The organism is Mycolicibacterium sp. lyk4-40-TYG-92 (genome assembly GCF_030209435.1).
Lineage (GTDB): Bacteria > Actinomycetota > Actinomycetes > Mycobacteriales > Mycobacteriaceae > Mycobacterium.
On the sequence record NZ_JARVRX010000024.1, the window covers coordinates 1 to 9,343 of the forward strand.

At 66.3% G+C, this 9,343-nt stretch carries 9 protein-coding genes; 5 read left to right on the forward strand and 4 right to left on the reverse strand.

Going from position 1 to position 9,343, the window contains the following annotated elements; translation table 11 throughout:
• The first annotated feature begins 112 nt into the window (after positions 1–112).
• Both QRN63_RS27305 and QRN63_RS27310 read left to right on the forward strand, forming a co-directional pair.
• Positions 113–736, forward strand: a complete 624-nt coding sequence (locus tag QRN63_RS27305; protein ID WP_285034081.1) for an MBL fold metallo-hydrolase — start codon at positions 113–115, stop codon at positions 734–736.
• Positions 737–854: 118 nt separating this feature from the next.
• Positions 855–1,916 (forward strand): class I SAM-dependent methyltransferase, encoded by a 1,062-nt coding sequence (locus QRN63_RS27310; protein WP_285034082.1) that lies wholly within the window; start codon positions 855–857, stop codon positions 1,914–1,916.
• A 2-nt stretch (positions 1,917–1,918) separates the two neighbouring features.
• Here the strand turns inward: QRN63_RS27310 and QRN63_RS27315 are convergent, their stop codons facing one another.
• Together QRN63_RS27315 and QRN63_RS27320 are read right to left on the reverse strand one after the other, a co-directional pair.
• Positions 1,919–3,316, reverse strand: coding sequence for a GntP family permease (locus QRN63_RS27315; RefSeq protein WP_285034084.1), 1,398 nt, complete (start codon positions 3,314–3,316; stop codon positions 1,919–1,921).
• Entirely contained in the window at positions 3,313–3,876 is a 564-nt protein-coding gene (locus tag QRN63_RS27320; protein ID WP_285034086.1) for a gluconokinase, read from the reverse strand. The genes QRN63_RS27315 and QRN63_RS27320 overlap by 4 nt, the downstream gene beginning before the upstream one ends.
• A gap of 126 nt (positions 3,877–4,002) precedes the next feature.
• On the opposite strand from QRN63_RS27320, the gene QRN63_RS27325 reads away from it, so the two are divergent.
• The gene (locus QRN63_RS27325) at positions 4,003–4,716 is read left to right on the forward strand and encodes a FadR/GntR family transcriptional regulator (protein ID WP_502888202.1); all 714 of its coding nucleotides are present in this window, start codon (positions 4,003–4,005) and stop codon (positions 4,714–4,716) included.
• Between the two features lie 12 nt (positions 4,717–4,728).
• Here the strand turns inward: QRN63_RS27325 and QRN63_RS27330 are convergent, their stop codons facing one another.
• Positions 4,729–5,259: a hypothetical protein gene (locus tag QRN63_RS27330; RefSeq protein WP_267319144.1), complete on the reverse strand. Its 531-nt coding sequence runs from the start codon at positions 5,257–5,259 to the stop codon at positions 4,729–4,731.
• Between the two features lie 72 nt (positions 5,260–5,331).
• On the opposite strand from QRN63_RS27330, the gene QRN63_RS27335 reads away from it, so the two are divergent.
• Both QRN63_RS27335 and QRN63_RS27340 read left to right on the forward strand, forming a co-directional pair.
• Complete coding sequence (locus QRN63_RS27335) at positions 5,332–6,084, forward strand: SDR family NAD(P)-dependent oxidoreductase (protein WP_020104438.1); 753 nt, start codon at positions 5,332–5,334, stop codon at positions 6,082–6,084.
• 68 nt (positions 6,085–6,152) lie between these two features.
• Entirely contained in the window at positions 6,153–8,645 is a 2,493-nt protein-coding gene (locus QRN63_RS27340) for a glycogen/starch/alpha-glucan phosphorylase (RefSeq protein ID WP_285034090.1), read from the forward strand.
• Between the two features lie 25 nt (positions 8,646–8,670).
• Here QRN63_RS27340 and QRN63_RS27345 read toward each other — a convergent pair whose 3' ends face one another.
• Positions 8,671–9,015: a DUF732 domain-containing protein gene (locus QRN63_RS27345; RefSeq protein WP_267319147.1), complete on the reverse strand. Its 345-nt coding sequence runs from the start codon at positions 9,013–9,015 to the stop codon at positions 8,671–8,673.
• Positions 9,016–9,343: the final 328 nt, after the last annotated feature.

Below are 9,343 nucleotides of genomic sequence, written 5' to 3' on the forward strand. Positions count from 1 at the left end.
GCCGCCTCCCGCTGGACAAGTTCGTCAGCGAGCGCATCGGGCTCGACCAGATCGAAGAGGCGTTCCACAAGATGCACAGCGGCGAGGTCCTGCGGTCGGTGGTGATCCTCTGATGGTCGCCATCGAGCGGATCGTTACCAGCGGCACCTTCAGTCTCGACGGCGGCACCTGGGACGTCGACAACAACATCTGGCTCGTCGGTGACGAGAACGACGTCATCGTCTTCGACGCCGCCCACACCGCCGCGCCCATCATCGAGGCGGTGCACGGCCGCAACGTCGTCGCCGTCGTCTGCACCCACGGGCACAACGACCACATCACCGTCGCCCCGGAGCTGGCCACAGCCCTCGACGCCCCGGTGCTGCTGCACCCGGCCGACGACATGTTGTGGCGAGATGTCCACCCGGACAGCCCCTTTCACACCGTGGGAGAGGACCAGGTGCTCACCGTCGGCGGCCTGGAGATCAAGGCCATTCACACGCCCGGGCACTCGCCCGGATCGGTTTGCTGGCACATCCCCGAGCTCGGTGCGGTGATCTCCGGCGACACCCTGTTCCACGGCGGCCCCGGCGCCACCGGCCGCTCCTACTCGGACTTCCCGACCATCCTGGCTTCCATTTCCGAGAAGCTCGGCAAGCTCCCCGGCGACACCGTGGTCTACACCGGCCACGGTGACACCACCACCATCGGCGGCGAGCTGGTCAACTACGACGAATGGGTGGCCCGCGGCAGCTGAGCTGCCAATCAAGCAGAAGCAGCTGAGCTGCCACTCGAGCAGCTGCAGCTGAGCTGCCGATCGAGCGCCGGGCACTGATTCAGAGCGCGCCACACAGCCGGCGGCGCTACCGTGAGACATGCCCGAGTCCAGCGTGGTGGTGCAGCCCGACCCGATCGGGAGCTCGCGCCTGCAGACCGTCGGACTCCGCACGGCCACAAAGCTTTTCGAACAGGCCGCGGCAGAGGTCCCGCTCCCGGCGGCGCCGCAGCCGGTGGTGATCGCCGAGTACGGCTCGGGCAACGCCCACAACGGGCTGCTCCCCATCGGCGCGGGCATCTCCGCGCTCCGCAAACGGGTCCGGCCGGAGCACCCCGTCGTGGTGAACCACACCGACATCCCCGACAACGATTTCAGCGCCCTGTTCCGCACCTTGCGCGACGATCCGTTCAGCTACCTGCGTACCGATCGGGCCACGTTCGCGTCGGCGGTGGGAAGGTCGTACCTCAGCCAGATTCTGCCATCAGAAGGTGTGCACCTGGGCTGGTCGGCGTGGGCTATCCACTGGCTCAGCCGCATGCCGTCCGATATCCCCGATCACATCCAGTCGTCCTACAGCGCCGACGCGCAGGTGCGCACCGCGTATGCCCGGCAGGCGGCGCACGACTGGCACGAGTTCATCGCATTCCGCGGCCGCGAGTTGAGTCCGGGCGGCCGTCTCGTGGTCATGACCATGGGCCAGCACGACGACGGACGACCCGGCCTCGAGCCACTTTTCGACGGGCTGATGCACGCCCTGTACGAGCTGCACGCGCAGCGGTTCGTCACCGCCGACGAGCTGCGGCGTATGCACGTGCCGATCGTAGGCCGGGGTGAAGCCGACTTCCGGTCACCGTTCGCCCCGTCAGGTCGCTTCGAACGGCTGCGGATCACCCATCTGACGGTGACCGATGAACCGGACCGCTTCTGGCTGCGGTACCAGAACGACGGTGATGCAACGGCTTTCGCCAAGAGCTGGGTCGATTTCACCAGAGCTGCGGTGTTCGGCACCCTCCTGGAGGCATTGGACCCGGCCGACCCGGCGCGCCGATGTCAGCTCGCCGACGCCCTGGACGCCGCACTGGTCGGCCTCCTGTCCGCCGCACCGCGCCCGATGCCGATTCCGGTGGCGCACATCGTCGTCGAGAAACAACAGCGCTGAGGCTAGACGAACACGTCCAGGATCAGGACCATGGCCAGACCGGACACCGAGAGCACCGTCTCCATGATCGACCAGGTCTTGATCGTCTGACCGACGCTCATCCCGAAGTACTCCTTGACCAACCAGAAGCCCGCGTCGTTGACGTGCGAGAAGAACAGCGAGCCGGCGCCGACGGCCAGCACCACCAGGGACAGCTCGCCGGAGCCCATGCCGTGCACCAGACCGAGGACCAGCGACGACGCGGTGATGGTGGCGACGGTCGCCGACCCGGTGGCCAGCCGGATCAGGACCGCGAGGACCCATGCCAGCACGAGCACCGAGATGTGCACGCCTTCGGCCCAGCGCGCCAGCATGGTGCCGATGCCGGTGTCGACGAGCACCTGTTTGAAGCCGCCACCGGCGGCGACGATCAGGAAGATGCCCGCGACCGGGGGCAGGCTCGACTCGATGCATCTGGTGATGGCGGCGCGGTCCATCCCGGCGCCCCGGCCGAGGGTGACGGTGCCGACCACGACGGCGATGAGCAGCGCGACCAGCGGCGTGCCCACAGCGTCGAAGATCCGGCGGAACCACTGCGTCTTGTCGTCGATGAAGATGTCGACGAGGGCCTTGCCCAGCATGAGCGCGACGGGCAGCAGCACAGAGAACAGCGTGACGCCGAAGTGTGGCCGTTTGCCATGTGTGCGAAGGGCTTCCGGATCGGTGTCGAAGGTATCGGGCGCGGCGACGACGACCCACCGACCGGCCAGCCGGCCGAACAGCGGGCCCGCGACGACGATCGTCGGGACCGCCACGAGCACACCGAGCCCGAGCGTGACCCCGAGGTCCGCGTTGAGCAACCCGACTGCGGTCAGCGGCCCGGGATGCGGTGGCACGAAACCGTGCATGGCCGACAGGCCTGCCAGTGCCGGGATGCCGATGGTGACGAGCGACTGCTGCGCGCGCCGCGCCACCAGATAGATGACGGGCATCAGCAGGACCAGCCCGATCTCGAAGAACATCGGCAGCCCGATGATCGCGCCGACGAGCGCCATTGCCCAGGGCAGAGCGCGCGGCGAGGCGGCACCGACGATGGTGTCGACGATCTCGTCGGCCCCGCCGGAGTCCGCGAGCAGTTTCGCGAACATCGCGCCGAGAGCGATCAGGATGCCGACGCCGGCCGCGGTGGCGCCGAACCCGTCGGAGAACGATTTGAGGACGGCGGTGAGGTTCTCTCCCGCCGTCAGCCCCACCGTCAGGCCACCGAAGATCAGGGAGAGGAACGGGTGCAGCTTCACCAGCGTGATGAGTATGACGATGACGCTGATGCCGGCCACGAACGCGAGGATCAGCTGCGTGGCAGAGGCGACGGGCTCGACGAGTTTGGGGGCGTCGGCCAGCAAGGTGATGGTGGTGCTCATCGGATGCTCGCCCCGTCGCTCCGCTCGCCCCGGTGGCTCTCCCCGTCGCTCCGCTCGCCCCGGTGGCTCTCCCCGGCGCGCGAAATGTACTCGTCGACAATCGAATCGATGCTCTGCCCGACGTCGATCACGATGCCGGCCTCGTCAGGTCGCAGGGGTTCGAGGGTTTCGAACTGTGAGGCGAGCAGCGACGCCGGCATGAAGTGGCCGGGCCGGCTGGCCTGCCGGGCGCCGATGACGTCGGGCGTGCCGAACAGGTGCAGAAACCGGGTGTCCGGGCAATGGCTGCGCAGCTGCACGCGGTACTGGTACTTCAGGGCCGAACAGCTCATCACGCCACCGGCGCCACAGTGCTCCCCGAGCCATTGCCCGATGGTCTCGAGCCACGGCCGGCGATCGTCGTCATTCAGCGGGTGACCGGCCGCCATCTTCGCGATGTTGGCGGCGGGATGGAAGTCGTCCGCATCGGCGAATGGCACGCGCAGCCGCTGCGCGAGCGCTGCGCCGACCGTGGACTTGCCGGATCCGGAAACGCCCATGACGACGATGGGTGATGGCATGTTGTGCACCTGCCCTTACTGTGTTTTGACTCACACAGCGTGACTCAAAAGTCAGACTATTTCAAGAGGTACACGAAAATAGTCGGTTCTAACCTGGAACAGCCTACTTATGACAGGATGTTATCCGTGGCCACCGTCTCAAACATCAGCGCTCTGCATGACAACGTGCTGAGCGCGCTGGGCCGGGCGGTGGTCTCCGGTACGTACGCCCCCGGCGAGGTGATCACCCTCGACGGAGTGAGCGCGGAACATAGCGTCTCCCGGAGTGTCGTACGGGAAGTGATCCGGGTCCTCGAATCGATGGGCATGGTCGCCTCGCGCCGCCGGGTCGGCATTACCATCCAGCCGGCCACCAACTGGAATGTGTTCGACCCCAGGCTGATTCGCTGGCGACTCGAGTCGGGCGACCGGGCCGCTCAGTTGGTCTCGTTGTCAGAGTTGCGCCGCGGATTCGAACCCGTGGCAGCCGCGCTGGCCGCCGAGCGTGCCGACCCACACCAGTGCCGCATCATGGCGGCTGCCGTGTCCGACATGGCGGTACACGGGCGCGACGGCAACCTCGAGGCATACCTACTGGCGGACAAGATCTTTCATCAGACCCTGCTGGAGGCCAGCGGCAACGAGATGTTCCGCGCGCTGAACGCTGTGGTCTCGGAGATCCTGGCGGGACGCACCCACCACGGCATGATGCCCGACTCCCCCAATCCGGCAGCCATCGCGCTGCACGACGAGGTGGCCCGCGCCGTGCGGCTGCGCGATCAGGCCGGCGCCGAACGCGCGATGCGCGCCATCATCGACGAGGCCGCCGCTGCGGTCGCCGAGGAACCGGGCCCGGCCTGACCGGACGGGCGACTAGCGGCAGCGCTTGAGGCCGTCGTTGGGGTCACAGAACAGCGGGAACTGCTGCACCGGAATCGGCAGCGGCTTCTGGAATTCCAGCCGGAACGACTTCTTCGTCATTGCCGCCTGCACGCCGCACTGTTCGTTGTTGGTCGTGGTGCGGGTACCGGTCCAGGTGGTGTCTTCCCACTCATAGGTCTCGACGAGCTTCGACTTGGATCCGTCCGGACACGTGAAACCCTGGAGGTCGGTCTGGGTGAACATCCAGTGTCCTTCGCCACCGGTCTGGCGGGCGTCGCCGCCCAACGTCGCGCCGTACTGGTCGGAGCCGACGTGCACGAGGCAACCCACGGGCAGTTCCAGGTTGTTACGCAGATCGCCGACGGTCGGGGCGCAGACGGGCCAGATGGTCCACACGCTGATCGGCTTGCCGTCCTGGATGTACGTGTAGATGCCTTCGGGCAGCCGGATCTCATCGGCCTGCGCCGGCGCCGCCGTCCCGAAGAGTGCGCCCGCTGCGGCGAGGCCGAGACTCGAAACCATAGCGAGAACACGTTTCACTTTCACCACCCGAGTATGGCAAACGACGTGCCCACGGCGTGAGAAAGTCACCGTATGAGTTCACTCAGCGGGAAGGTTGCGTTGATCACCGGGGCCTCGGCCGGCCTGGGCGCAGCCACGGTCAAGGTTTTCGCCGAACGCGGCGCGTCGGTCTTCGGTATCGCGCGGGACGCCGAGCGGATGGCGACGGTATTCGCCGACGCCTACGGCGATGAACCCGGCGGCGCGTTCGCCGCGGTCGACATCAGCACTGCCGACGCCTGCCGACAGGCCGTCGAGGACTGCATCGCGAAGTTCGGGCGGTTGGACGTGCTGGTGAACGTCGCGGGATTCCACGTCATGCGGCACACCCTGTCGGTGACCGACGACGACTGGGACCGCGACCTCGCGGTGAATCTGAACGGCCCGTTCTACCTGACCCGGGCGGCGCTGCCGCAGCTGCTGGAGAACGGCGGCAACATCGTCAACGTCTCCTCGATCGCCGGCGTCGAAGGCGAGATCTACTCCGCGGGCTACTGTGCCGCCAAGCACGGGCTGATCGGGCTGACGCGCGCACTGGCCGTCGAGTACACCAAGGAAAAACTCCGCGTCAACGCGGTGTGCCCGGGCGGCATGCTGACGGCGCAGGTGACCGAGTTCGCGGCCCCCGAGAACGCCGACTGGGACCTGATCATGCGGATCGCAGCGCCGCGCGGCTTCATGGAGCCACGGGATGTCGCGAACGTCATCGCATTCCTGGCCAGCGACGACGCCGCCGCGATCCACGGTTCGGTGTACCGCGTCGACAACGGCAAGGGCCCGGCCTGAGAGCACCTGCTGACGAACTGTCAACCGCAGTTAACACGCCGTACTCAAGGGCGCGCTTCAATCCTTAGGTGACCGACTTGACGCTGTCCGAATCGTCCGCCGACACCCGTGAACACAGCCGCACCGGCCGCTCCGCCGAAGCGCTCCGCCGGGCCATCGTCGACCACCTGCGCTACTCGATCGGTCGCCCGGCGGCGGCGCTCGAGCCGGCCCACTACTACCGTGCGCTCGCATTGGCGGTTCGCGACCGGATGCAGGACAACCGGGTCGCGTCGACCCAGCAGTCGCTGGACCACGGCAGCAAGTTGACCTGCTACCTGTCGGCCGAATTCCTGATGGGCCCACAGCTGGGTGCCAACCTGCTCAACCTCGGGCTCGAGGCCGCGGCCGGGCAAGCGCTGACCGAACTCGGGCAGGACCTCTACCAGGTTCTGGCCTGCGAGGAGGAGCCCGGCCTGGGCAACGGCGGCCTGGGCCGACTGGCCGCGTGCTACCTCGATTCGCTGGCCACCCTGGAACGGCCGGCCATCGGCTACGGCATCCGCTACGAATTCGGCATCTTCGATCAAGAGATCCACGACGGCTGGCAGGTTGAGAAGACCGACAACTGGCTGGACAACGGCAACCCCTGGGAGATCGCCAAGCCCGACGTCAACTACCTGGTCGGCTGGGCCGGGCACACCGAGCACTACGTCGACGACGCCGGCCACGACCGGGTCCGGTGGGTGCCCGGCCGCCTCATCAAGGGCGTCGCCTACGACACGCCGATCCAGGGTTACGGCGTCAAGACCTGCAACGTCCTCACGCTGTGGAGCGCGCGGGCGGTCAAGGAGTTCGCGCTGGAGGCCTTCAACACCGGCGACTACTACAAGGCCGTCGAGGACGAGGTGACCTCGGAAACCGTCACCAAGGTGCTGTACCCGAACGACGAGCCGGAGGCTGGCAAGCGACTGCGCCTGCTGCAGCAGTACTTCTTCGTGTCGTGCTCACTGCAGCACGTCCTGCACATCGTCGATGATCTGGCCGACCTGTCCGTGCACGACCTCCCCGAGCGGTTTGCCATCCAGCTCAACGACACCCACCCCTCCATCGGCGTCGCCGAGCTGATGCGCCTGCTGGTCGACGAACGCCGTCTCGATTGGACCGACGCGTGGGCGATCACGGTGGCCACCTTCGCCTACACCAATCACACGCTGCTGCCCGAGGCGCTGGAGAAGTGGCCCCTCGGCATGTTCGGTGAATGCCTGCCCCGGCATCTGGAGATCATCTACGAGATCAACAGCCGCTTCCTCGACGAGGTCCGGGCCAAGTACCCCGGCGACGAGGACCGGGTGCGCCGGATGTCGCTCATCGGCGAGGACGGCGGCAAAACAGTGAATATGGCCTACCTCGCGACCGTCGGCAGCCATGCGATCAACGGCGTCGCCGCGCTGCACTCGGAGCTGCTGAAGGACAGCGTGCTCAAGGACTTCTACGAGATGTGGCCCGAGCGGTTCTCCAACAAGACCAACGGGGTGACACCGCGGCGATTCGTGGCCCTGTCCAACCCAGGCCTACGCGCTCTGCTCGACCGCACCATCGGCGACGGCTGGCTGACCAACCTGGACCGGTTGCGTGGACTGGAGGCGTTTGTCGACGATCCAGCGTTCCGGCAGGAGTGGCGAAACGTCAAACGCGCCAACAAGGCTCGGCTCGCCGAGCTCGTGCTGGCCGAGACGGGGGTCGAGCTGGATCCGTCCTGGCTGTTCGACATCCAGGTCAAGCGCATCCATGAGTACAAGCGCCAGCACCTGAACGTGCTCAACATCGTGACCCAGTACCTGCGGCTGAAGCAGAACCCGGGCCTGCAGATGGCGCCGCGCGCATACATCTTCGGCGGCAAGGCCGCCCCCGGCTACTTCCTCGCCAAGCGCATCATCAAGCTGATCACCGCCGTCGGCGACATGGTCAACTTCGATCCCTCGGTCAATCAGTTCATGAAGGTGGTGTTCCTGCCGAATTTCAACGTGCAGAACGCCCACCTGATCTACCCGGCGGCCAACCTCTCGGAGCAGATCTCGACGGCGGGCAAGGAGGCCTCCGGCACCGGCAACATGAAGTTCATGATGAACGGGGCACTGACCATCGGAACGCTCGACGGCGCCAACGTCGAGATCCGGGAGGAGGCCGGCGCGGAGAATTTCTTCCTGTTCGGACTGACGGTCGACGAGGTCGAAACCCTCAAGCGTGACGGCTATCGGCCCGCCGACTACATCGCCGCCAACCCCGAACTGGCGGCGGTGCTCGACCTGATCGAGCACGGCCACTTCTCGCATGGTGATACCGAGGTGTTCCGGCCCCTGGTGCACAACTTGCGCTACGACGACCCGTTCCTGGTGTGCGCCGACTACGCGTCGTACGTGGCGTGCCAGGACGAGGTGAGTGCCGCCTGGCAGGACCGTGACCACTGGTCGCGGATGTCGATCCTGAACACCGCGCGCAGCGGCAAGTTCTCGTCGGACCGCGCGATTGCCGAGTACTGCGACGACATCTGGGATGTGTCGGGCTTGCCGGTGCACTGAGACACCGCCAGGCCGAGTCCCAGGGCTAGTGCGCGAGCGCGACCAGCAGGTCGTGCTTCTCGGGGCAGTACGTGTCGAACGCGGCGTTGAGGAACTGATACACCTGCTGCTCTGAGCTGCTGTTGCGCGGCAGGTTCTTCTTCAGGAAGGCCGCCGAGTCGGTGGCGCTGTGGTCGACGTTGTTGTCGAGCCGCTGGCAGGTGATCTTGCCGATCCAGGCGTTGTAGTCCTTGGGACCGTAGATCCCGTAGGTGTGCAGCTGGTTGGCGAAATCGGTGTCCGGGTCGGCGTGCGCGGGGACGGCCATCCCGACAGCAAGGGCGGCGGCGGCGATTGAGCCGGCCACACCGGCCAGAGTGCGTGCCTTCATGTGACGGAGTCTATCCGTGCTGGTTGCCATGTGCCCCTGCTCCCTGAACAGTCGTCGCGGCTTGTTCAATCCCATTGAACTGCTGCGTATTTGGTTCGATCTGCTGCGCGTTACCGGCTACGGTGGTACGAGCCACTCACAGCGAAGGTTTCCCATGATTAACTTAACTGGTCTAATCTAACACTTAAATGACCTAATCTGTCGCGGTCAGGGTACGGGAAGCGGGGAGCAGCGAGTGCAGTCGACCATGGTGTCCGCAGCGTGATCGGCAATGCGCTCAAGAAGGCGTGGATCCCGTTGCTCATCCTCGCCGTGGCCGTCGTCGCCG

Bases quoted from the DNA above. Each gene is read 5' to 3' on its own strand.
- QRN63_RS27305 (WP_285034081.1), top strand. From the start codon at position 113: ATGGTCGCCATCGAGCGGATCGTTACCAGCGGCACCTTCAGTCTCGAC.
- QRN63_RS27310 (WP_285034082.1), top strand. From the start codon at position 855: ATGCCCGAGTCCAGCGTGGTGGTGCAGCCCGACCCGATCGGGAGCTCG.
- QRN63_RS27315 (WP_285034084.1), bottom strand. From the start codon at position 3,316: ATGAGCACCACCATCACCTTGCTGGCCGACGCCCCCAAACTCGTCGAG.
- QRN63_RS27320 (WP_285034086.1), bottom strand. From the start codon at position 3,876: ATGCCATCACCCATCGTCGTCATGGGCGTTTCCGGATCCGGCAAGTCC.
- QRN63_RS27330 (WP_267319144.1), bottom strand. From the start codon at position 5,259: ATGGTTTCGAGTCTCGGCCTCGCCGCAGCGGGCGCACTCTTCGGGACG.
- QRN63_RS27335 (WP_020104438.1), top strand. From the start codon at position 5,332: ATGAGTTCACTCAGCGGGAAGGTTGCGTTGATCACCGGGGCCTCGGCC.
- QRN63_RS27345 (WP_267319147.1), bottom strand. From the start codon at position 9,015: ATGAAGGCACGCACTCTGGCCGGTGTGGCCGGCTCAATCGCCGCCGCC.